23 protein-coding genes, 1 tRNA gene and 1 rRNA gene are annotated in these 21,786 nt (G+C 49.2%); 21 read left to right on the forward strand and 4 right to left on the reverse strand.

The window, feature by feature from the left end; translation table 11 throughout:
* Window positions 1-90: 90 nt before the first annotated feature.
* From Pmgp_RS16560 to Pmgp_RS16590, 8 genes are all read left to right on the forward strand, one after another.
* Window positions 91-423 (forward strand): hypothetical protein, encoded by a 333-nt coding sequence (locus tag Pmgp_RS16560; RefSeq protein ID WP_134215359.1) that lies wholly within the window; start codon window positions 91-93, stop codon window positions 421-423.
* Between the two features lie 83 nt (window positions 424-506).
* Window positions 507-1,268, forward strand: coding sequence for a hypothetical protein (locus tag Pmgp_RS16565; protein WP_134215361.1), 762 nt, complete (start codon window positions 507-509; stop codon window positions 1,266-1,268).
* Between the two features lie 64 nt (window positions 1,269-1,332).
* The gene (locus Pmgp_RS16570; RefSeq protein ID WP_192902983.1) at window positions 1,333-2,622 is read left to right on the forward strand and encodes an AAA family ATPase; all 1,290 of its coding nucleotides are present in this window, start codon (window positions 1,333-1,335) and stop codon (window positions 2,620-2,622) included.
* 17 nt (window positions 2,623-2,639) lie between these two features.
* Window positions 2,640-4,175 (forward strand): vWA domain-containing protein, encoded by a 1,536-nt coding sequence (locus Pmgp_RS16575; protein WP_134215365.1) that lies wholly within the window; start codon window positions 2,640-2,642, stop codon window positions 4,173-4,175.
* Between the two features lie 48 nt (window positions 4,176-4,223).
* Window positions 4,224-5,180, forward strand: coding sequence for a DUF6744 family protein (locus Pmgp_RS16580; RefSeq protein WP_134215367.1), 957 nt, complete (start codon window positions 4,224-4,226; stop codon window positions 5,178-5,180).
* A gap of 203 nt (window positions 5,181-5,383) precedes the next feature.
* A complete protein-coding gene (locus Pmgp_RS19855; protein ID WP_192902984.1) occupies window positions 5,384-5,536 on the forward strand; it encodes a hypothetical protein in 153 nt (50 codons plus the stop codon).
* Window positions 5,537-5,583: 47 nt separating this feature from the next.
* Window positions 5,584-6,207, forward strand: coding sequence for a RadC family protein (gene radC, locus Pmgp_RS16585; protein ID WP_243119922.1), 624 nt, complete (start codon window positions 5,584-5,586; stop codon window positions 6,205-6,207).
* A 41-nt stretch (window positions 6,208-6,248) separates the two neighbouring features.
* On the forward strand, window positions 6,249-7,007 hold the full coding sequence (locus Pmgp_RS16590; RefSeq protein ID WP_192902985.1) for a RecB family exonuclease: 759 nt from the start codon (window positions 6,249-6,251) through the stop codon (window positions 7,005-7,007).
* On the opposite strand, the gene Pmgp_RS20960 is transcribed toward Pmgp_RS16590, so the two are convergent.
* Complete coding sequence (locus Pmgp_RS20960) at window positions 6,958-7,470, reverse strand: HNH endonuclease signature motif containing protein (RefSeq protein WP_205078074.1); 513 nt, start codon at window positions 7,468-7,470, stop codon at window positions 6,958-6,960. The genes Pmgp_RS16590 and Pmgp_RS20960 overlap by 50 nt on opposite strands.
* A gap of 348 nt (window positions 7,471-7,818) precedes the next feature.
* Between Pmgp_RS20960 and Pmgp_RS16600 the strand changes: the two genes are divergently transcribed.
* Window positions 7,819-7,893: transfer RNA gene (locus Pmgp_RS16600), tRNA-Cys, on the forward strand.
* A gap of 130 nt (window positions 7,894-8,023) precedes the next feature.
* On the opposite strand, the gene Pmgp_RS16605 is transcribed toward Pmgp_RS16600, so the two are convergent.
* Window positions 8,024-8,302: a hypothetical protein gene (locus tag Pmgp_RS16605; RefSeq protein WP_134215371.1), complete on the reverse strand. Its 279-nt coding sequence runs from the start codon at window positions 8,300-8,302 to the stop codon at window positions 8,024-8,026.
* Between the two features lie 302 nt (window positions 8,303-8,604).
* Between Pmgp_RS16605 and Pmgp_RS16610 the strand changes: the two genes are divergently transcribed.
* The 5 genes from Pmgp_RS16610 (at window position 8,605) to Pmgp_RS16630 (ending at window position 12,855) form a co-directional block, all read left to right on the forward strand.
* Window positions 8,605-9,003: a hypothetical protein gene (locus Pmgp_RS16610; protein ID WP_134215373.1), complete on the forward strand. Its 399-nt coding sequence runs from the start codon at window positions 8,605-8,607 to the stop codon at window positions 9,001-9,003.
* Window positions 8,993-9,916, forward strand: coding sequence for a S1C family serine protease (locus tag Pmgp_RS16615; protein WP_153189232.1), 924 nt, complete (start codon window positions 8,993-8,995; stop codon window positions 9,914-9,916). The genes Pmgp_RS16610 and Pmgp_RS16615 overlap by 11 nt, the downstream gene beginning before the upstream one ends.
* Before the next feature lie 93 nt (window positions 9,917-10,009).
* On the forward strand, window positions 10,010-10,300 hold the full coding sequence (locus tag Pmgp_RS16620; RefSeq protein ID WP_134215377.1) for an alpha/beta-type small acid-soluble spore protein: 291 nt from the start codon (window positions 10,010-10,012) through the stop codon (window positions 10,298-10,300).
* 147 nt (window positions 10,301-10,447) lie between these two features.
* Window positions 10,448-11,785 carry an MmgE/PrpD family protein gene (locus Pmgp_RS16625; RefSeq protein WP_134215379.1) on the forward strand — a complete coding sequence of 446 codons (1,338 nt, stop codon included), beginning with the start codon at window positions 10,448-10,450 and terminating at the stop codon, window positions 11,783-11,785.
* Window positions 11,782-12,855 carry a Coenzyme F420 hydrogenase/dehydrogenase, beta subunit C-terminal domain gene (locus tag Pmgp_RS16630; protein WP_243119923.1) on the forward strand — a complete coding sequence of 358 codons (1,074 nt, stop codon included), beginning with the start codon at window positions 11,782-11,784 and terminating at the stop codon, window positions 12,853-12,855. The genes Pmgp_RS16625 and Pmgp_RS16630 overlap by 4 nt, the downstream gene beginning before the upstream one ends.
* 150 nt (window positions 12,856-13,005) lie before the next feature.
* Here the strand turns inward: Pmgp_RS16630 and Pmgp_RS16635 are convergent, their stop codons facing one another.
* Window positions 13,006-13,320, reverse strand: a complete 315-nt coding sequence (locus Pmgp_RS16635; protein WP_134215381.1) for a hypothetical protein — start codon at window positions 13,318-13,320, stop codon at window positions 13,006-13,008.
* A gap of 730 nt (window positions 13,321-14,050) precedes the next feature.
* On the opposite strand from Pmgp_RS16635, the gene Pmgp_RS16640 reads away from it, so the two are divergent.
* The 4 genes from Pmgp_RS16640 (at window position 14,051) to Pmgp_RS16655 (ending at window position 18,280) form a co-directional block, all read left to right on the forward strand.
* Window positions 14,051-14,758, forward strand: coding sequence for a succinate dehydrogenase/fumarate reductase transmembrane subunit (locus tag Pmgp_RS16640; protein ID WP_134215383.1), 708 nt, complete (start codon window positions 14,051-14,053; stop codon window positions 14,756-14,758).
* A complete protein-coding gene (locus Pmgp_RS16645) occupies window positions 14,755-16,578 on the forward strand; it encodes a fumarate reductase flavoprotein subunit (RefSeq protein ID WP_134215385.1) in 1,824 nt (607 codons plus the stop codon). Before Pmgp_RS16640 ends, Pmgp_RS16645 begins: the two co-directional genes overlap by 4 nt.
* A gap of 30 nt (window positions 16,579-16,608) precedes the next feature.
* Window positions 16,609-17,358, forward strand: a complete 750-nt coding sequence (locus Pmgp_RS16650) for a fumarate reductase iron-sulfur subunit (RefSeq protein ID WP_134215386.1) — start codon at window positions 16,609-16,611, stop codon at window positions 17,356-17,358.
* Window positions 17,359-17,464: 106 nt separating this feature from the next.
* Window positions 17,465-18,280, forward strand: coding sequence for a M55 family metallopeptidase (locus Pmgp_RS16655; protein ID WP_192902986.1), 816 nt, complete (start codon window positions 17,465-17,467; stop codon window positions 18,278-18,280).
* 5 nt (window positions 18,281-18,285) lie between these two features.
* On the opposite strand, the gene Pmgp_RS16660 is transcribed toward Pmgp_RS16655, so the two are convergent.
* The gene (locus Pmgp_RS16660; RefSeq protein ID WP_134215396.1) at window positions 18,286-19,137 is read right to left on the reverse strand and encodes a zinc metalloprotease HtpX; all 852 of its coding nucleotides are present in this window, start codon (window positions 19,135-19,137) and stop codon (window positions 18,286-18,288) included.
* A 167-nt stretch (window positions 19,138-19,304) separates the two neighbouring features.
* Between Pmgp_RS16660 and tyrS the strand changes: the two genes are divergently transcribed.
* The 3 genes from tyrS to Pmgp_RS16675 form a co-directional block, all read left to right on the forward strand.
* Window positions 19,305-20,525: a tyrosine--tRNA ligase gene (tyrS, locus tag Pmgp_RS16665; RefSeq protein ID WP_134215399.1), complete on the forward strand. Its 1,221-nt coding sequence runs from the start codon at window positions 19,305-19,307 to the stop codon at window positions 20,523-20,525.
* A 111-nt stretch (window positions 20,526-20,636) separates the two neighbouring features.
* Window positions 20,637-21,302, forward strand: coding sequence for a sporulation protein YunB (gene yunB, locus Pmgp_RS16670; RefSeq protein ID WP_243119924.1), 666 nt, complete (start codon window positions 20,637-20,639; stop codon window positions 21,300-21,302).
* Between the two features lie 366 nt (window positions 21,303-21,668).
* Window positions 21,669-21,786, forward strand: a 16S ribosomal RNA gene (locus Pmgp_RS16675); the annotation flags it as partial.

Genomic DNA, 21,786 nt, shown 5'->3' on the forward strand with positions numbered 1-21,786 from the left:
ATAATATTGCTAAAAGACCGCCAGTAATAATATTCCATAATTACCATTCCAAATGAGCTGATCCCCTTCTTATGGGTGGTAAACTTTTACGTGATCACAGTGGTAAACTTTTTGATTGACAAACACAGAAATGCTCTGACAATGCTCCTGGAGAAGAAAGCCTGGTACTGGCAGCAACCACCAACTACAGCCAGACAGTTCGGTATCTCAAAAATGACAATCCGCTGGTCAAAGCCGCCTCTAATGATCAACCACCCTCTGGCATTAATAGGGTTCACCTATAACAGCAACAACTACAGCCTACCAGTATACATAAGCCCCAACAGCGAAATCTCTGTTAAAACGAGAAACCGCGAAGTTGGGGCTTTCCTGTGCCGCTATGTCCTCACCAAGCTGGCTGAGGCCTTAGGTAGAAGTGTTTAGCCCTTGATGATTTTGCAGGGGAGGCCCCTTATTATGTAGGGGCCTCCCCTGCTTTAATATCACTAAAACGAGGAGGAAGTTAGATGAGTAACGAGACATTCAGCCCGGAGAAATACCTGCGCACATTGACAAGGCGGCGCAAAGTCAAAGACAGCCGGGGTAACAACACTTGGGTTGAGGAAACCCACGTCTACCTCGATGTCAAGTACCGCATTCTCTGGTTCCGGCAGGTGTACCCTAAAGGCTACATTGAAACAACCGAACTTGCTACCAACGAACAGTTTGCCCGTATTGAAGCTACAGTCTACGACCGCGATCCGTCAGACGGCGGTAAGCGCCTCGCCAAAAGCCGCAGGCAGGTCATGGCTAACGACTTTAGAGATTACGTGGAAAAGGCTGAGACACAGGCTATCGGCAGGGCGCTAGCTTTAGCTGGTTTCGGCACACAATTCTGCGACGACCTTGATGACAGTGAAACCTTAGCTGACAGCCCTGTATCCGGTAACGGCAACAAGCCCAGGAACAGTAACGGCGCTGGCAAGCAAAATAATAAGAATACTTCTAACGGAAACCATCAGGCAGCCTCAATAGCTAAGTCCCCAGTTAACACAGCGGCTGAAACCAGGGATGTCGCACTTCTCTACAAAGCAGCCGCCCAAAAGGGCCTAAGTAGAGAAGAAACTGACTTAATCGTCCTCTATAAGTACCAGAAAGATAACGCCTCCCTGTTAAACGACGATGAGTTCGCCGAAATGTTGAACGGTATCCAAAAGACCCCCGCGGAACGGCTGACTGACTTTGCCGCCCGGTTGAGAGTTTCCATGGAAGAAGAAGGTGTTGCCTGAGTATATAGCCCGCTCCAATTGACCGGAGCGGGCATTCCATTATCCTTTAAAGGAGATGATGAGAATGTTGTTACCTCAGACCGCCGAACAAGATTTCCTGCCTACTATACCTGCAAAGGCAGCCAGGCGGTTTACCACAATGGCAACAAATGCAGTGAACAACCTTGTCCAGAGTACCGTTGCCAAGTTAAAGAAGATTGAACAGGACATGGTATCCCAGTTCATGGAACGGGATAACCAAATCAGGGATTTCATAAGGGCTATAGCCATAGGCGAACACATACTTATGATCGGCCCCCCGGGTACAGGTAAGAGCCTGTTAGCCCGAACCGGCTGCAGCTATATCGAGGGTGGCCGCTACTTTGAATGGCTCCTGAACAGGACTACTGACCCCTCTGCTTTGTTAGGCCCCTACTCACTTAAGGCCATGGAGCAAGACCGTTTTGTCCGCAAGTACGACGGTATGTTGCCGTGCGCACACGTGGCCTTCCTGGACGAATTCGGGAAGGCCAACGAGCCTGTGCTGAACATCTTGCTTTCCATTCTGAACGAGCGTGTGTTCCACAATGACGGTAAGCCGGTACCGGTACCATTGAGAACCCTGGTCGCCGCCTCTAACGAGTGGCCGGAGGAGGACGGCCTGCAGGCCCTAGTGGATCGCCTGCTATTCCGCCACCAGATAACAAGAATCAAAGACCCGGCTAAACGGGTGCAGTTGCTCAAGATGACGGTGGAGCGCCGGTGCAACATCTATAAAGCCAAACATCCAATTACCATCACACTTAATGAGCTGGAGGCACTCTCGGAATATGTTAATACCATTGATGTGCCCGATATGGTTTACCGTGCCTTTGAGAAGCTGTTACGCACCATGGAAACGGAGCACGGAATTATAGTATCCGACAGGAGAGCTGCCGCCTGCATCAAGGTGCTGCAGGGCGAGGCCGCCTTGAACGGCAGGACTCAGGTAACCCTGTCTGACATTACGGCAGTTAATAACGTCCTGTGGGAGCGCCCGGAGGACATTCCCAAAGTTGAAGAGGAAACAGCCAGGCTGGCTGATCCATTCACTCTTGAACTACGCAAGCTGGTAAAACGCATAGACGAGATCCTGGCTTCCAGCACCAACATCCCGGACAGGGCGGAACGCACGCGCAAGGCCATTGAGGCAAAGGTTCATTACGAGGAGGTGATAAACAAGCTGTCAAGCCTCGCCAGAGAGGCCAAGGATAGTGGACAAGACGTTACCAGGATTGTTGAGCAGCAAAGACGCGCCATCGCCCTGAAAGATGAAATGATACGCTCCTGCTTGGGCATAGGCACAGAACAGACTGAAACCGAATCTCCAGTTTGAAAGGAGTAATCTGTTTCATGATAAATACAAGCCAGTCCCCTCCGCTCTCTATTGCCCAGTTATTCGGGCTGACGGAAAATCCGGATACAGTGGATAAAAGCAACCAGGTAGTGCGGCAGGATGTCTATGACGGTGATTTATACACCGATACCATCAAAGACTCACCGGCCCTGCAAGCCATGATTGATAAGGGCAGAGAATTCCTGCCGGTCTTTGACTGGTTCGCCCAGGACTTGTTTATTTCGTTGTTCAAGGTGGAGCCGGAGATATTGCCGGACGATGAAATTAACGATCGTGCCATTATAAATAAGCGCATTGTCGAAAGGCTTTTTGAATCCGAGGACTTTCAAAGAATCCGGGGCATGACCCAATTGGATCCTATTACATCCGCCCTTGGTACTCAGGTTCTGGCTGAGAAAACAATCCGTCAGTTAGAGTCAAACAGGCAAGAAAATGGCCGGGATAGCACAGGTAATGATACAAAAGGACTGCTTGCCGGTAATCAGCAAATGGAAAGAGATACAGTACCCGACTGCATAAACGGAACAGAGCACACCGGTGTCGAAGTAACCTTTTCTACATTTGATATCAACGGAGAGGCTGAACATAACATTATTGACGCCGTCACTACCGCTTCCCGGGAGGCGGCTGACGAAATCAAGGAACTCATGGAACAAGTGCAACAATGGGGATTGGAGCCCGGTAATCCTTCTCTCCGCATCAGCTTTGAGAACAAGCGCAGGGCCTTGGAGAAACTGCGTTCCAGCCCAAACTTAAAAGAACTAGCCGGTCTGGTTGGCCGCTTTCGAAGCCTGGCCCGGCAGGTGTTCCGAAAGAAAAGGGAAGATGGTGCCATTACAGTCAACAGCGTTACCACCGGTGGCAACCTGGAACAGGTGCTCCCCACGGAAAAGATGATGCTCGCCCGGCCCGCCACCAGGCTCGACTTCATCAGGAGATATACCCAGAAGGAACTCCTTCAGTACCAAAGCAAAAACCAACCCGCCGGCAAAGGCCCGTTGATTGTCTGCTGTGATGTAAGCGGCTCGATGGCAGGCAAACCGGAACAGTGGAGCAAGGCTACCGTCCTGGCCCTGGCGGAGGTAGCCCAGCGCCAGAAGCGGGACTTCGCTGCTATCTACTTCAACACCGTGGTACAGGAGACCTGGGTCATCCCCCGCTCCACTTGGAATCCGGCGGCCATTATCGAAATGGCAGAAGTTGCCCCGTCCGGCGGAACCAACTTCGAGGCCCCGCTTGCACGGGCATTGGATATTATCAATGAAAGCCGCTTCTGTAAGGCAGATGTAATCTTCATAACTGACGGTCACTGCGTTGTAAATGAGGAATTCCTGAAGACATTCAACAAAACCAAGCAACAAAAGGGATTCGCCGTGTTTACAGTACTCATAAATATCGGTAACAAAGCTTCCACCATCATGGTTGAGCAGTTTTCAGACGAAGTTGTTACTGTAAGTTCTCTGGCGCAGTTGGATGAAGACAGCTCCAGCCAGCTTTTCAGAAGCATTAATGACAGGGGCAGGCCTTCTTAATTGAGGCCTGCCCCCTTTACTATTTCAAAACTCTTGGAGGTGTTGCTGATGTCATTCCTGGCTATTACCCCAACCGGTAACGTACAACTGAATAATGAAGCTCTGCTCGGTCACCTGGAATTCCACACTGTTCCGGATTTGCGGATTCAAAAAAGCGACCTGGCCTCACTTTGGTTGAAGCACAATCTTCCAAATGAATTCCTCCCCGGCGAGATCCGCCCCTGTGATGCTTTCAGAAGAGCAACGGCATCCGCACAACAAACGGTAACCGTAAACTGGAACGGCGGACAGTACAAAGCGCGGCTGATGATCCGTGAGATTAAGAGTAATAATGAGGAAATCACACGGGCACTGGTAAGGGAAGTCATCGACGGCAGAAATGAAGTACTGGACTATGCAACAGCTGGTAAGCTGACCTTCCGCCGCAAGAATAACAGCATCCACATCCAGCGGGATCCGTACCTTCACCCTGAATACAATTATTATGGGATTCTCGATAGGATTGAACGAACCTACAATGAATTCATCAACTACCACACCCGCGATACCGTCCGTAATTTGGTAAACAAGGTGATTAACTCTGCCAACCCGGTAAACATCATCCCCCGTAGCCAGGGTAAGTTTATCCCAAAGAATAACTACTACCTGCTGCTGGGCTTGAAGGGCCTGCTGGAAGAACTGCGGCCATACGCAAAAGGTGAATGCGGCATGGATCTGATCCCCATCGTTAACACGGCTGAACAAAGGGAGTTGGTAGCCCGCCGGGCTAGCATCGAGATTGCAGGTGAACTTGACGCACTGGTTGCCGAATTGGCAGAACACCTACAAAAAAGCGGTGATAACAGCTTGAGCACCGTACAGCGCCTCACCAGCCGTGCCATTGAGTTGCAGGAACGGGTGAGGGAATATGAAAAACTGGTTAACGTCCGCATGAATGTCCTCCGCGCCCAGCTGGCCGAGTTTATCAGCCGGGTAACTCCGGAGGAAAGCCGACAAGCTATCTAAACACTGCCCGCGTCCCTACCGGTGATTTTAGTTCTTTAATCCAGAGGAGGTAAGATAAAATGATTCGCACGATTATTAAGCTATATAAGTACTGGCGCTGGCGAAGAACCTGGTTCCACTTTCTGAAATCTGTCAAATAAGGCAAAATTCCCAAGCCCCTGCTTTCACACGGCAGGGGCTTGATATTTAAGGAGGTGACCACTATGTACGAGATCATTTGTCCTCTTTGCGGCAGGTCGTGTTACTCTGCAACCCGGCTGGATTGGTTAAAGAACAAGACCTGTCCCTATTGCGGTTATCCGCTTATTGAAAATGAGCAGGACAAAACATCGGCTGACAGTGTTAATGATGGATAATGCTCTGTTAATGGAACACCGCGCATAACTGAAAGGAGTGACGACATTTGTCCTTTGAATACACTGACATGTCCACTCTTACTGTCCGGGAACTCTTGTCGATGACGCTACGTGAAAGCCCGTACAGCCAGGTTATAGAGGAGTTGACTTCCCGGTTTACATCCTTGAGGGATCTAACAGATTTAACCTTCACCGAATTGGCTGGGATTAAGGGTATCGGCCCCAGCAAGGCTTCTTCATTACTGGCCTCCCTTGAACTGGCCAAGCGCATATACACTGCAACTCCGGAGGAATACCCGGTAATCCGCTCGCCGGAAGACGTTATCGCTCTTGTAATGCATGAAATGCGATATTTAGACAGGGAACACTTCCGGGCGCTGTTGCTGAACACCAAGAACTGTATCCTCAGAACTGAAATTATCTCTATTGGTACGCTGAATTCATCGCAGGTGCATCCTCGTGAGCTGTTCAAGGGCGCCGTAAAGCATAGCGCTGCTGGCATTATCTTGGTTCATAACCACCCCAGTGGTGATCCAACCCCGAGCAAGGAGGATATGGAGATAACCAACCGTTTGGTGGAAGCAGGTAACTTGCTCGGGATTTCCATCCTGGATCACATCATCATCGGGGACGGCAAGTTCGTCAGCTTCAAGGGTAAGGGCCTTATTTAGTACACAGGTATGGTAATTATCCCTCCGAAAGGATGATAATCATGGAATTACCGAAAGGTCACCTCTCAATCAGTCAAATCCGCTGCTACCTGCGCTGCCCCATGGAATATTACTTCCGATATATCGAGGGAATTCCTACGCCGCCAAACGGCAGCCTGGCCTTGGGCCGGGCTGTCCACAAGGGCATTGAGCATTACTTCCGGCAAAAACTGAATACAGGTGAAGGGCCTACACTCGCCGAAGTGCTGGATGCCTTTGCCACGTCATTTGAGCAGTACAGCCAGGAAGTGGACTGGGGACATGAGAACCTCGGTAAATCCAAAGACGATGGCGTAAACTTGCTTAAGTTATACATTCAGGAGAAAGCACATCTGGTTATTCCTAAGGCCGTCGAATGCCAGGTTATGATACCGTTGGCCGGGACTTACTTGATTGGCTACGTTGATCTTATCACCGAGGCCGGCGATGTCATAGATCACAAAATGCTCTCCCGGACGCCGCCGGAGGACAGGGCAGAGCACGATATCCAGTTGACTTGCTACGCTCTGGCCTACCTGACAATCTACGGTGAAATACCGCAGTCGGTTCAGCTAAATTGTCTGGTTAGAAATAAGTCGCTGAAAATAGTAACCCGCTCAGCCACCCGTAGTTTACAGGATATAAACTGGTTTAACCGCCTTACAGAAGATGTAGCTAGGGCAATCAGGGCCGGGATATTCTATTCAAACCCGGACAACTTTATGTGTACTCCTACCGCCTGTGGGTATTGGGAGTTGTGTCACAGTGGCAGGGAATGCTAATTACTTTCATTCTCTGAGCCCGAATTTCATTGTGCAACCTTGTATGCTCTGAACATGTAGTCAGCAGAAGGTTATCCGGATTGTTATTTGTTTTGTTACCGTCGATATGGTGAACTACCTCATCTGGCTTTAGATAACGCCCGATTTTCTCTTCCATAACAAGTCGGTGCTGAAAAACATAACCATTACTTGCATGTGGGTGATCCGGTTTAAAACAGTAGATGTAACCATCACTATGTACGGTCGCACCACCCTTCCAGTTAGGATTATCTTTCCCCTTTCTGTTAATAGTTAATTTAAGCTCACCCTTAATAAACCGGTGCCTTGACGCACAATTTCTCGAACAGTATCGCCCGTTTCCCCGCTTAACATCACAAAGCGGCGCCATAAAACTACGGCCACATTCTGGATTTTCACATATTCTAGGGATTCTTTTGTGACGACATTTCTTTCTGTCCTTCATTCATGATTCCTCCAATCCGGTATAGTTAAAGAAGGATAATACCGGCAGGAGGAAAGTGATTTGTAACAGCGGAACACGAAAATATACAAACGGAAAAAGCCTTTACCTAATCAAGTAATGGCTTTCTTATGGTGTGACCACGCGATTTTGTTGAAGAACTTAATCTTGGGTATTCAATATATGGGACTTCGGGAGGATTTTCCTTGACAGCAGAGAATAATATGGCAGGGTAGGTTTGAGGATTGGAGGGTAAGTAGAACAAAGAATCCTCAATTCTGAGGGCTATAGGAAAGTTATGGTAACAACCTGGATCCCGTGTCAGTTCTCGTCTTCCGCTCCATTTTATGCGGCGACATAGCCAAGTGGTAAGGCAGAGGACTGCAAATCCTCCATTCCCCGGTTCAAATCCGGGTGTCGCCTCCAAAGAAACTAATAATGGCAAGGGCTCCAGAGATGGAACACCTTGCCATTTTTAAGTTTGGTGTGTGAGTTCTATGGTGGGATGAATAAGTCGGGGAAGCAAAAACCCAGCACTGTAGCCGGGCGGCAAAACTTACAGTGCTGTCTTTTTCTCCTGGACCGTGAGGTGGTTGTCCAACCTTAATATATCATCCCAAACAGCATGGAATTCCTTCTTGATGGTAGACACATCTTTCTGGATCTTCTTAACGTCTTTCCTTAACTCCTGCTGGCCCGCTTCCAGTGCGGATAATCTTTCATTAACTGGCTTTAATTCTTCCTGGACAATAGTCCGGACTTCTTTCCTGACCGCGTGCATTTCCTCCTGAATGACAGTGCAGAGCATGCTTACCAGTTCTTTATTATCCGGCATGAATATCCCCTCCTCTTGGATATATTACCATAAATAGACGCAAGATGAATAACGCAAATATCATGACTCACAGGAAATATTTTTGATTTATTAAAGGTTGAAATAGCACGAAGGACCTGATCCGGAGTGGCCACACAAGTTCATCAATGACACAATAGCCAGGCGCCGGTCCATCTCCTGGTTGAGTTAAACGCGATTGATGGGATTGATCTTATTATACCAGTATATGCCAATGGGATGATGTCAATATGCGGCAAGCTGAATATTATAAACTGGAAAAATAAACTAGGGAGGTGTCTTAAATGTTTGTTCTGGACTTGGCCTTATTGAAAGCCATGATTTTTTTGCTGGCGCTTATCATTGTTAATGTGGTTTTGGGAGTGGCCATTTCAATACGTAAGGGAAATTTTGATTTTGCCAAGCTGCCCCGCTTTCTAAGCACGGAGGTTATGCCTTACTATTTATCACTATCCGCGCTTACTCTCCTGGCCATGGTGCAGGATGTGCAGAACTATGGCACCAAGCCTTTGGCCTGGGCTTCAATTGTAGCCTACGGTTCGCGTGTAGTATTTGTGGAGCTGCGCAATAAAGTGGTTGAATTGTTCGGACCGGTTGATGCCGGAGCAAAACACAAAAAGCGAAAGGCGTATTTGTTAAGGCGGAGGCAGTCATGGGGAAACAAGCAGGGATTTGCGGCCTGATGCTGGAAGTCTACCAGTAAAACCTGTTTTGGAGGACTGGAGTGGAACAGCTATTACTACAGATAAAGAAAATATGGATTTGTCTTCCGGGGATCAGATAGAATCAAATGCTGCTGCTGAAAACTATGAGGATGAATATGACAGCGGGTATCTTGAAGATGACGGGGAACCTGCGCCGCGGAACACTTTCTTATTGCGTATGGTAGCCTTAATAACCGCTGTCGCACTGCTGGGCCTGGTTGTTTTTACTTCCTGGCCCAGCTTAAATCCCCCTCTGGTTGACCTGATCAAGGAGTCTTTAAAGCTGAAAAAAGATGTAGACTCTAATATTATGCGGGCCGTGGTGCAAATCAGTGTGCTTTCCCGCAGGCAGGGCTCAGCTGTAGCAGTGGAGCAGAAAACAGGGACAGGTTTTAATATCAGCACCGGTGGAGTAATAATAACAAACTACCACGTTGTTGAGGACGCCCTGAACCTGGTCATAACTTTTCCGGACGGGAAAGTTTATAAGGCTGAGCACTGGCTGGTCAAACCTGAATGTGACCTGGCGGTGCTTGCCCTGCAGGCGGACGGGCTGCCTGCCGTACCTGTCAGCCAGTCCAGACTCCCGGCTGCCGGGGATAAAATAAAAGTTGTCGGAAACCCGTTATCACTTAACAGTATAGTGGTTGAGGGAAAAGTCGGAGAGTATTTGAAGATAGCGGGCAAACAAGGAAAAACTTTTAGTATAGATGCCCCGATTTACCCGGGCAACAGCGGCAGCCCTGTGCTCAACCTGAACGGCCAGGTTGTAGGCGTGGTCTTTGGCAGCATGAAAGTGGAGGCTGGCGGGACAGAAAAAGTAAGCGGCCTGGCGGTGACTATTGATGAGGCGGCGGATTTAATCAGCGCTGTTAATGACCCGCAGCAGTAATAACAAAACAAATTTTTCGATATAAAAATTGCTAACATAATAATTTTTGCGAATGAAAAAATAAAAAGAAAATGATCTGCGGGAGGTATTAAGTTGATCAAAGATTTGACTGTAATCGAACAGGATGCGCCGGATCTGATTAAACATATCTCCACTGGCCTCATTCCCAAGGAATTGCAAAGTTATGTTGCCCCGGCTTTAGAAGAATTCAGGAACGAAATGGCTGCCGAATTGGGGCTTGACGATTACGAAAATATTGATAAAGGCAACCTTCCCTCAAGGATGAACGGGAATGTTGGAGGGAACATGACCAGCAAGATGGTCAAATTTGCCGAAGCTGTACTGGCCTGGAATTACAAAAATCGCCTGATGTTAAAGGGATAAAGACTAAATATTTGAAACACCTGCTTTAGATGTAGCGGGTGTTTTTATTTGCGGCCAAGTGCTAAAATAGGTTCATAATAACCAGTCAGATAAGCTTTATAATAAAAAAAACAACTAAACAAAATTTAATATTTGGAGGTTTTTTTCTTGCTATCTAAAAAACTGGCGGGATTCATAAGTGACATGAATTTTGCACATTTTCCGGCTCATACGGTGCACATGGCTAAAATGGCTTTTTTAGACTGGCTGGGTTCAACTGCCGCCGGCGGCATGGAGGCGCCCTTTCAAAAGGCTTACGCGGTGATCAGGGGGCAGGGAGGATTTCCTCAGGCGACAATTTTAGCCATAGGGGAGAAGACATCTTGTCTGAACGCGGCACTGGCTAACGGGCTGGCTTCTCATATTATCGAACTGGATGACGTGCACCGGGCTGCCATTATCCACGCGGGAGCGGCAGTTATACCAGCGGCCCTGGCTGTTGCAGAAATGAACGGTGCTGCCGGGAAGCAGTTGCTGGAGGCTATCGTGGCGGGTTATGAGGTTGCCATCAGGGTTGGTGAGTCTATTACTCCAGCCCATTACTTTTACTGGCACACCACAGGCACCTGCGGGACTTTTGGCGCGGCAGCCGCCGCGGGAAAACTTCTGGGTTTAACCATTGATCAGTTGGTTTGGGCACTGGGTAATGCCGGAACGCAGGCGGCGGGGCTGTGGGAATTTTTAGCTGACGGGGCCATGTCCAAACACCTGCACCCCGGCAAAGCAGCTCAAAACGGCGTGTTGGCCGCGCTGTTAGCCAGGGAGGACTTTACCGGGGCCACCCGTATCCTGGAAGGGGAAAGAGGTTTCTGCCGGGCTACAGCTGACAGTTTTGATTTGGATAAGCTTACTTCCGGTTTGGGCCAACCACCTTATAAAATTGAAGAAAATTCGTTTAAGATCCATGCTTCCTGCCGGCACACCCACCCCGCCATAGACGTGATTTTAGGTTTATCAGCCTCCAATGGGGTCAAAACTGACGACATAGAGGAAATAAGGATTCACACCTACGGCACGGCTCTAAGCATTACAGAGAATTATAAGCCGTCCTCAGTGTACGCGGCCAAATTCAGCCTGCCTTTCTGCGCGGCACTGGCTCTGAAAAACGGGCGCTGCGGTCTGGCGGATTTTACGGAGGAGGCATTGGCCGACCCGGAAATTAGAGATTTAATGGATAAGGTTGTTTTGACCAAGGACGAAGGACTGGATGCGCTGCATCCAGCCTGCTGGCCGACAATAGTGGAAATAACCTGCCGTACAGGTGGGACCTGCCGCGAGCGGACCGATTTTCCGCGGGGTGACCCCGAAAACCCTGTATCAACTGATGAATTGCTGGCTAAGTTCCGTACCCTCGCCGCAGGTCCATGGGGCGAAAAAAAAGTGCGTGGATTAGAGAAAGCGGTTCTGGAGCTGGAAAATGTGGAGAATGTGAGGGATTTGGTATGAAAGATTCCTTTAATGACCTGCAAAGCACAGTGATCAACAGGGGTTTGTGCACGGCGTGCGGTACTTGTGCCGGCCTGTGCCCGGCCGGGGCTATCGGCTGGGCTGATGATGACGGTGAGCCTTTGCCGGTGCTGGCTGGCGCCTGTAATGACTGTGGTATCTGCGGCTCGGTATGTCCCGGGGCGGAAGTTAACCTGCCGGTTTTAGAAAGATTTGTCTTTGGCCGGGAAAGAGAAGACAAAGTCCCTGATCTGGGACTATACCAGGAAGCCTGCGCGTCATGGGCCTCTGTCCAGGCTGTCAGGCGGCTGGGCGCCGGCGGCGGGATGGTTACTGCCCTGCTGATCTTTGCCCTTGAACAAGGAATCATAGACTGTGCCCTGGTTGCAGGTTTCCAGCCGGACAAGCCTTACCGGACCGGCGCGCGGCTTGCGGCGAGCATGGAGGAAATCCTGGCGGCAGCCCAGAGCAAATATGCCTGTGTAACAGTGAACAGCCTTTTGGGTCAGGCCTTAGAAAAAGGTTTCAGGCGCGTCGCTGTTGTCGGCTTGCCCTGTCATGTCCATGGTTTGCGTAAAATGCAGCTGCTCGGGCCGGCAGTTTTCCCGGCGGAAAGCCTGGCCCTTACGGTAGGACTGTTTTGCGCTTCCCAGTTTTATTTCGAAGGGACCCGCCACCTCCTGGTCGAACAGATGCATGTGCCTTACATTGAGGAAGTTATCCGGCTGAGTTACCGGGGAGGAGACTGGCCCGGGCATTTGGTGGCCGACCTTAAAGACGGGCGGCAGCTCACCCTGGACCGCCACCAGTATATGTACCATCATCTCATGCCTGCTTTTAAAAGGGACCGCTGTGAAATGTGCGTGGACTGGTCCTCTGAACTGGCCGACCTGTCAGTGGGAGACTACTGGGATCCAAAATCTAAAGCGGAGAGTCTCTGGGTATGTCTTCCTGCCTGGTCCGCACGCAGACGGGCAGAGAAATCCTGGCTGGGGCTGTCAAAAGCGGGTATCTTCAAACCATTCGTCTTGAACCTTCTAAGCTTGCCGCGGGCGTTGGATACGAACTAAAGAAACACGCGGCGGCCTTCCGCTTAAAACAGCGGCGGCGCTTTGGCTGGCCTGTGCCTGAATATCACCGGGATACTGATTACACACCCTTTGCCAGGGAACAGCATTTGGCCCCGCAGTCAAAGTAGGAAATCAGCCAGGGCAGGATGATTATTGCTTTTTATTCTGTTTTTCCCAGATATACAAGCCTATTTGATTCAGTACCTTTTTGAGCCTGCCGGCGTTTTGAAGAGTGAACCCTTTGGCCCAGTAATCATACATCACTTCGTTAAATTTCATAAAGCCGGATATTCCTGTAACAAAATTTAGATGGATATAGCCTACATACTTGGGGTCGCAGTTGTGGTGCTGGTCATTTTTGTGGGTTATACTAAAATCCCTCAGAATGCTGCCTTCATCTATCCAGGAAACGGTGCCTTCTTCCGGCAGGACTTCTTTGCCGCAGGTCTCACAATAGAATTGCATCTGATTTCTCTCCTTTTTGTTGGCTTATGTAATTTTAAACAAAAAGCTGTATGTTATCAATTAAAAATTAAACTATTTAATAAAAAAGCTTTATAAAAAATGGTTTCTAAATTTTTGAATAGGAAAATTTTTATAAAAATCCCCGTTTTAAATTAAATCTTAAAAAAAGGATTTTTTAAAGAAACGTCGAAAATTTATAAATCGGGTAGCAAATATTTACTTTTTTTTGGTGTTTCAACGAAATATTGGTTTATGTTACTTTTCTATTTTCTATAAATTATAAATACAAATAAGAATTATTTGACGCAAATCTTGTTTGTTTAGGCTGTCAGGTCTTCTGGCTATTATGTTTTTAAATCTTATAACTACAGGGTCCTGACAGATATTTTTAACCGGTTTGTACTTCTTGGTATCTCTTTTGCAATAAAATAAGGTAAGGGAAGATTTTATTCTTTGAAGGAGGGGATGTGATAACTAAAAATTTTAAACAGCTATCTTGAGCGAGATAGCTTATTTTTTGGTAAGCCAGGATTTCACGTGTGTTTTTCAAGAACGGGGAATTAACGGACTTACTGGAAGGAGGGAAAGTGAAAGGGTTTTAGTGCAGTGTTTTTGTAATGTGGTAGAGTTCGTTTTGGGTATTTAGAAATCATTTTAGAAGTTTATTAGCGTGTGCCCGGTGTAAGGGGGTTTTTGGTCTGTAACAGTCCCTTTGGGAAAGGAGAATAATATGGAACTTGCTAAGAATTTACAAACGACCCTGAACAGGTCCTATGGCAAGACTGACTTGTATGTCGATCTCGCTCAGTCGATTAGCGGAGTCATCCTCATAGGTTTCTTGTGGATGCATATGCTTTTTGTCGCTACTATTGTGGTTAGTCCACAGCTTTTTGATGCCTTATCTGAAGGTCTGGACAAATACTACCTGGCCCAAGTCGGTATACCAGCTACTATCATTGTTATCATCATCCACATCTTTTTAGCGGGCCGCAGGGCGCCGTTGCGCCTGCGTGATTTAAGGATCGCCTGGCGTCTGACAAATTTGATGAATCACTATGATACCTGGATCTGGGCCGGACAGGTTATCACCGCTCTGTGCGTGGGTATCATGGCGAGCATACACCTGTGGGTTATTTTAGGCGCATGGCCGCTCAGGGCTGCAACAAGCGCAGCGCGTGTCGCTTCTACCGGACCAGCTGATCCTACATGGGGCGGCTTCCATTTTCCATTCTTTTTAGTGTTTTATGTTATATTCCTGCTGGTTGGGGAATATCACGGCGGTTTCGGCCTGTATCGCATCCTTGTCAAGTGGGGCTGGTTCGAGCGCCACAAAATGGGCTGGGTCCTGAAGGGCATCACCGTTATAATCGTTGTTCTTGGTTTTACAGCCCTGTATACGTTTACGCAGATTGCTAAAACGGGAGGTGCCATACATTGAGCGCGAAACACACTCATATATCTGATGTATTAGTAATCGGCGCCGGCCTGGCTGCTGAGCGTTCAGCCATTGAGGCTGCGGAAGCTGGCCTGAGTGTTATAATTTTGAGTCTGGTTCCGCCGCGCCGCTCTCACAGCACCGCGGCTCAGGGCGGTATGCAGGCTTCCCTGGGGAACGCTGCTATGGCTAAAGGGGATAACCCCCAAATTCACTTTGAAGACACTGTTAAGGGTTCTGACTGGGGCTGCGACCAGGAAGTCGCCAAGATGTTCACAGAAACAGTCCCGTCCATGATCAGACAGCTGGATTACTGGGGTGTTCCCTGGAACAGGGTTACAGCCGGTAAGAAGAAATTGCCCTCCGGCCTTGAAGTTGAAGACACCAAGGACAGAGAAGGCTTAATCACAGCCCGTGACTTCGGCGGCGTGGCCAAATGGCGCTGCTGCTACACCTCTGACGGTACCGGCCATACCGTGCAGTTTGTGGTCGACACCGTGGTCTGTAAACTGGGCATACCGGTACACGACAGGATGGAAGCTATCTCCCTTATTCATGACGGCGAAACCTGCTTCGGCGCTGTGGCCAGGGACCTGCGGACCGGTGACCTCAACGTTTATCTGGCCAAGTCCACTGTTATCGCCACCGGCGGTGCGGGCCGTATTTATGCCGCGTCCACCAACGCCGTGATTAACGAAGGTACCGGCGGCGCTATCGCCCTCAGCACCGGTGTTGTTCCCCTCGGCAACATGGAAGCGGTTCAGTTCCACCCGACAGGGATGCCTCCGGTATACATCCTGATGACTGAAGGAGCGCGTGGTGACGGCGGCTACCTGCTGGATAAAAACCTGCACAGGTTTATGCCTGACTACGAGCCCAAGAAGAAAGAGCTGGCCTCCCGTGACGTTGTTTCGCGGCGTATGGTCCAGCATATCAGAGCCGGCTACGGCGTTGACAGCAAGTTCTCCACCCAGCAGCACCTGTGGCTGGACATCCGTCACCTGGGCCGCCAGTGGGTTTGGACCAACCTGCGTGAAATCGCCACTATCGCCACCAACTTTAACGGACTTGACCCCGCCAAGGACCTGGTGCCGGTTATTCCGACCCAGCACTACACCATGGGCGGCGTCCGCACCAACAAAGACGGTTTCGCATACGGCCTCAAGGGACTCTTCGCCATCGGCGAAGCTGCCTGCTGGGACCTGCACGGATTCAACCGTCTGGGCGGCAACTCCCTTGCTGAGACTGTCACCGCCGGCTATATTGTCGGCAAACAGCTTGCCAAGTACACCTTGGGCGCGACCCAGACTTTCAACTATAAACTGATTGAAGACTTCGTCAAGAAGGAAGAAGAGCGGATTAAGAACCTCATCTCCGGCAAAAACGGCAGAGAGAACGTATGGGAAATCAGAGCAGCCATGCAGACAGCTATGATGGACCATGTGCACATCTTCCGTACCGGTCCTGCTCTTGAGCAAGGTGTGGCGAAGCTTCAAGAACTGTACAGGCGTTCACTGAAGATTGGCCTCCGTTCCTCCGGCCAGGGCGCCAATCCGGAACTGGCCCAGGCACTCCGGATGCCGGGAATGCTCCGCACAGCGCTATGTGTCGCCTACGGCGCGCTGATGCGTACTGAGAGCCGCGGCAGCCACTTCCGGGAAGACTACCCGAAGCGGGATGACACCAACTGGCTCAAGCGGACACTGGCCTACTGGAAAGAAGGGGCAGACCTGCCCACGCTTGACTACGAACCTGTCGCATGTCCGTATATGCCTCCGGGTGACCGTGGTTACGGCGAGGCCACTGCGGGCCCCAAAAAATAACGTAGTACAAGGAGGAGGTTTAAGAAGAGTATGGGACGCCAGTTAACAATATCTTGTTTTCGCTATAACCCGAACATCCCAGGCGACAAGCCCAGGATGCAGGACTATAAACTTGAAGAATACGAAGGCATGACCTTATTTGTGGCGCTTAACGAAATCCGTGAAAAGCTGGACCCCACATTAATGTTTGACTTCGTCTGCCGCGCGGCTATCTGCGGCTCCTGCGCCATGCTCATCAACGGCAGGCCCAGGCTGGCCTGCAAGACCATGACCAGGACTCTGCCCAGCAGGTTTACAGTAATGCCGCTGCCGGTATTTAAACTGATCGGCGACCTTTCGGTTGACACAGGAACATGGTTCAGAAATTTACAGATAAGGACAGAATCATGGATCCATACCAACAAGAAGTTCGACTTCAACGCGCTTGAAGTCAGGATGGAAAACAAAACCGCAGAAGCTATTTATGAGCCTGAGCGCTGCATTGAGTGCGGCTGCTGCGTAGCTGCCTGCGTTACTGCCAACATCCGGGAAGACTTCTTAGGCGCGACCGGTATCAACAGGGTTGCCCGCTTCATCCTTGACCCGCGGGACGAGCGCTCTAACGCCGAATACTTCGAAGTGGTCGGCAACGAAGACGGAGCGTTTGGCTGCGTGGGCATCATGGCCTGTGCGGACCTCTGCCCGATGGAAATCCCCCTGCAGGAGAACCTGGCCTTTGTCCGCCGCAAGATGGCGGCAGCCGGCCTGAAGCTCCAGTTCCCGGGAGTAAAGATTTCCTAAGTAAAAATGCAGTTAAAAACCCGTGGCGGCAAATAGCCTCCACGGTTTTTTTTGTGTATTTTTGCCTGCCGAAAGATATATTCCTTTTGTAGGGGGTGAATTTATATTGTTTAAGATTTTCATTGCCGCTGATATAGAAGGGACATCCGGTTATGTCGATTGGCCGGAAAAACAGCCGGAGGAAGTTTTGCGCAGGGATGAAATGATTGCCGAGGTAAACGCGGCTATAACAGGCGCGCTTGCCGGGGGAGCCACGGATATCGTAGTCTCGGATATTCACATGCTTAAACAGAATATAGTCCATAGCCAGCTGCTGGGAAAGGCGTCATTGATCAGCGGGACTAAAAAAAGGTTGATGTGGATGGATACCGTGCAGGAATGCGACCTGGTTTTTCTGATAGGTTTTCATGCCCGCTGTGGAACGGCCGGGGCGGTTTTGCCCCATACTATGAATATGGGGATAACGGGCCTGCGGTTAAATGGTATTGATGCCGGCGAGGCTTTCATCAGCGCCGCCTGCGCCGGCCATTTCGGTGTCCCGTTAGGAATGGCCTCGGGGGACCGTGCCTTTGTAGATGAGATTAAAACATTAATACCCGGCCTGGAGACGGTAGTAGTAAAGGAAGCATTGGGAAGCTGCGCCGCTTATAATTTCCACCCCGCAACATCCGCTGCTAAAATAACTGAGGCGGCCATGACAGCCGCCACGAGAGGGCTAAAAGGCGAATTCAAGCCTTTTTGCCTGCCTGAGCCTGTGGAGATGCTTCTTGAGGTGACCTGGCCGGGTTATGCGGAAGCGCTCAGCCTGATCCCGGGAGTGCGGAGGAACGGTGGCAGGGAAGTCCTTTATAAAGGTACCTTTCTAGAGGTTATGAATGTAATATCGCTCTTTGTCAACTGGATTGAGAAAAAACAGCTGTAAATAGATTAAATTTTCATTACTTCAAGCCGCCTTACTCTCTCCTCAATAGGGGGGTGGGTGCTGAACAGCCTGGCTATGGATTGACCAGACAGAGGATTGACAATAAACAGGTGTGATGTCGCAGGGTTGACCTGCATCGGGATCTGTCTGGCGCCTCGCTCTAGTTTTAAGAGCGCCTGGGCGAGCCCGTGGGTATGTCCGGCCAGGCGGGCGCCGCTGGCGTCTGCTTGGAATTCTCTGGCGCGTGATATGGCCATTTGAACCAGCATCGCCGCCAGAGGGGCTAAGATGATCATTAACAGGGAGCCGGCAAGCCCGGCTATGCCGCCGCCTTCGTCGTCATCACCCCTGAAGCCGCCGAACATCAAGCCCCACTGCAGCATGTTGGCGATCATGGTGATGGCGCCGGCCAGAGAGGCGGCAATGGCGCCGATTAAGACGTCGCGGTTTTTGATGTGGGCGATTTCGTGAGCCAGCACCCCTTCCAATTCCGACCGGCTGAGCAGGCGCATAATACCTTCTGTAACAGCAACGGCGGCATGGGAAGGCCCCCTGCCGGTAGCAAAAGCATTGGGTTGTTCGGACGGGGTGATGAAAATACGAGGCACCGGCATGCCGGCACGCTGCGACAACCGCCCGACGATGTCATACAGTTCAGGCGCCTCATTGGCTGATACAGGGTAAGAGCGGGTCATTTTTATGGCAATGGAGTCGCTGAAATAATAGCCGATCAGGTTCATGGCCAGGGCTATGATCAAGAATATCAAGGCGCCGGAACTGCCTCCGACCGCGTTCCCGATCAGCACCAGCAGCACCGTTAAAACGCCCATCAGAAGAAAAACCTTCAAGGTATTGATAGTGAACACTCCTTTCCTGGTATTTATTATATAACAGATATTACCTTTTTTCAAACGCAGCCTGGCTAAATTAAAGCCGTGCCTTATGGAAGATTATTGATTAAAAGCACAAAATACTGTTATAATTAATGAGATTTTTTAAGATAGCTCTCGAAAGGGGTATTGAAGTGCTTGCCTTGGAAAAACAGCTGGAAATTATAAAAAGGGGCACGGTTGAAATTGTGCCTGAAAACGAACTTGTGGACAAGCTCAAGTTATCAATAGAAAAAGGTAAGCCGCTTACCATCAAACTTGGCTTAGATCCTACCGCGCCTGATATCCACCTCGGCCACACTGTGGTTTTGCACAAACTGAGGCAGTTCCAGGACCTTGGACACCAGGTTGTTTTAATCCTGGGAGATTTCACCGCCCGTATCGGCGACCCGACCGGCAAGTCGGAAACCCGTAAACAGCTTACCGAAGAACAGGTCCTGACTAATGCCAAAACCTATGAAAGACAAATTTTTAAAATACTTGACCGTGCCAAAACCAGGGTTGTTTTTAACAGCCAGTGGCTGGCGCCGCTGAATTTTGTCCAGGTCATCGAACTCGCCGCCAAATATACTCTGGCCAGGATGCTGGAGCGCGATGATTTCAATAAAAGATTTAAAGAGAACCTGCCCATCAGCATCCATGAGTTATTTTACCCGCTGATGCAGGGGTATGATTCTGTTGCGCTTGAAGCAGACGTGGAGTTGGGCGGTACTGACCAGAAGTTCAATCTCCTGATGGGGCGCACACTGCAAAAAGAATACGGGCAGGATCAGCAGGTTGCTCTGATGATGCCTATTTTGGAAGGCCTGGACGGGGTTCAGAAAATGAGCAAAAGCCTGGGCAACTATATTGGTATTGATGAACCGCCCAGGGAGATGTACGGTAAAACCATGTCTCTACCGGACGAGATGATGCTCAGGTATTTTGAACTTGTCACCCCCGTGTCTTTGGAAGATTTACGCTCTATTGAAGCCGGCCTTAAGGAAGGAAAACTGCACCCCAGAGATGTGAAGATGAGGCTGGCCAGGGAAATTGTAACCCAGTACCACGGCCAGGCCGAGGCCAAAGCTGCTGAAGAAGAGTTCAAAAGAATGTTCCAGCAAAAAGACTTGCCGGATGAAATCCCTGATTTTAAACTGACTAAGGATATGCTTGAAAACGGTGAAATCTGGCTGCCCAAATTAATCATGCTGGCCAAAATGGCTTCCAGCACCAGTGAAGCCAGACGCTTAATCCAGCAGGGCGGGGTCAAGGCAGACGGAGTAAAGATTGATGATCCGAATATCAATATAAACCCCTCTAGTGGCATGATCATTCAGGTGGGTAAAAGGAAATTTGTCCGTATCATTAAATAATACATTTTTAATAATGAGACGCTCCGGCGTCTTTTTTTATTTTGAGTGCTATCATTTTTTTGACTGTCACATAAATTAGTACGGGTATGGTTTGGCGCCTGCGGAAGTGAGGTGACAGGCTTGTTTAAAAGAAGGCGAAGGAGCGGTCCGGTCTTTTTCCTGATTCTTTTCGGCGCAGTGGTATTTGGCCTAATCTTTTTATTGGATATGACACTGCGCCATACATTTTTTAATATTGCCGAAGCAAAGGCGGTCCAATTAGCGACCGAGTCGTTTCAGAAAGCCCTGCAGCGGGAAGTTGCGGACGAAAACCTGCAGTATCAGGATTTCATAGTTATTCAGAAGGATAACCAAGGGCATATCGTCCTAATGCAGGCTGACACAGTCAAAGTAAACAGGTTTTCCGCCAACACGACCCTGGCTGTGCAAAAAGCTTTAGAGGAATTGAGGTGGCAGTCTTTAAGCATACCCGCGGGGCAAATCTTAGGAATTCCCTTTCTTGCTCACCTGGGTCCGCAGATTAAATATCACATAATGCCTGTGGGAACAGTACGGGTCAACGTTGTTGATAAATTTGAATCGGCAGGCATAAATCAGACCAAGCATACGATCTACCTTAACTTTGATACAAACATTCGTATTGTGGTCCCCTTAAAAAGCGGTGAAACCATTGTCGCAAACCAGGTCCCGCTGGCTGAAAGCATAATTGTAGGCAGCGTGCCAAGCACTTTTGTAACCCTGCCGAGCGGTATTTTCAATAATGGTCTGATAAAATAAAACTATTTTTTTAAATATGGATAATATTCCAGTAATGATGCAGAATATAAGCAAATTATAGTATATAAACGCCGTATTTGAGGTTAAATGAAGTCTTGACTTAAAGTGGTACTATGTGATAAATTACTTAACGTGCGGTCTGGGTTTACAGCTAAAGATTAACCTTAAATTACCTGTTGATCCGGGCAGCAATAAGAGTTAAGATAGTGAATGTCGCCGCTGAAAAGCGGCCACAAAAAAGCAACCGGTCTTTGAAAACTAAACAGTGGATGGATGGAAAAGAAACACATGACTCTCGTCAAGCGAAAGCTAACGAAGAGTAATTCCGAAACAACAACAAGAGCTAGAAATCGAACATTTCAAATATAATTGGAGAGTTTGATCCTGGCTCAGGACGAACGCTGGCGGCGTGCTTAACACATGCAAGTCGAACGGTCCAGCACTCAACTTAGTGCTCATAAGATATAGAGTTTTAATTAGAGGA

Origin of the sequence: Pelotomaculum propionicicum, assembly GCF_004369225.1 — a bacterium.
Classification (GTDB): Bacteria; Bacillota; Desulfotomaculia; order Desulfotomaculales; family Pelotomaculaceae; genus Pelotomaculum_B; species Pelotomaculum_B propionicicum.

What these genes read in the sequence shown, in the direction of transcription:
- Pmgp_RS16565 (WP_134215361.1), top strand. Translation starts at nt 507, where the DNA reads ATGAGTAACGAGACATTCAGCCCGGAGAAATACCTGCGCACATTGACA.
- Pmgp_RS16570 (WP_192902983.1), top strand. Translation starts at nt 1,333, where the DNA reads ATGTTGTTACCTCAGACCGCCGAACAAGATTTCCTGCCTACTATACCT.
- Pmgp_RS16575 (WP_134215365.1), top strand. Translation starts at nt 2,640, where the DNA reads ATGATAAATACAAGCCAGTCCCCTCCGCTCTCTATTGCCCAGTTATTC.
- Pmgp_RS16580 (WP_134215367.1), top strand. Translation starts at nt 4,224, where the DNA reads ATGTCATTCCTGGCTATTACCCCAACCGGTAACGTACAACTGAATAAT.
- Pmgp_RS19855 (WP_192902984.1), top strand. Translation starts at nt 5,384, where the DNA reads ATGTACGAGATCATTTGTCCTCTTTGCGGCAGGTCGTGTTACTCTGCA.
- Pmgp_RS16590 (WP_192902985.1), top strand. Translation starts at nt 6,249, where the DNA reads ATGGAATTACCGAAAGGTCACCTCTCAATCAGTCAAATCCGCTGCTAC.
- Pmgp_RS20960 (WP_205078074.1), bottom strand. Translation starts at nt 7,470, where the DNA reads ATGAAGGACAGAAAGAAATGTCGTCACAAAAGAATCCCTAGAATATGT.
- Pmgp_RS16605 (WP_134215371.1), bottom strand. Translation starts at nt 8,302, where the DNA reads ATGCCGGATAATAAAGAACTGGTAAGCATGCTCTGCACTGTCATTCAG.
- Pmgp_RS16610 (WP_134215373.1), top strand. Translation starts at nt 8,605, where the DNA reads ATGTTTGTTCTGGACTTGGCCTTATTGAAAGCCATGATTTTTTTGCTG.
- Pmgp_RS16630 (WP_243119923.1), top strand. Translation starts at nt 11,782, where the DNA reads ATGAAAGATTCCTTTAATGACCTGCAAAGCACAGTGATCAACAGGGGT.
- Pmgp_RS16635 (WP_134215381.1), bottom strand. Translation starts at nt 13,320, where the DNA reads ATGCAATTCTATTGTGAGACCTGCGGCAAAGAAGTCCTGCCGGAAGAA.
- Pmgp_RS16640 (WP_134215383.1), top strand. Translation starts at nt 14,051, where the DNA reads ATGGAACTTGCTAAGAATTTACAAACGACCCTGAACAGGTCCTATGGC.
- Pmgp_RS16650 (WP_134215386.1), top strand. Translation starts at nt 16,609, where the DNA reads ATGGGACGCCAGTTAACAATATCTTGTTTTCGCTATAACCCGAACATC.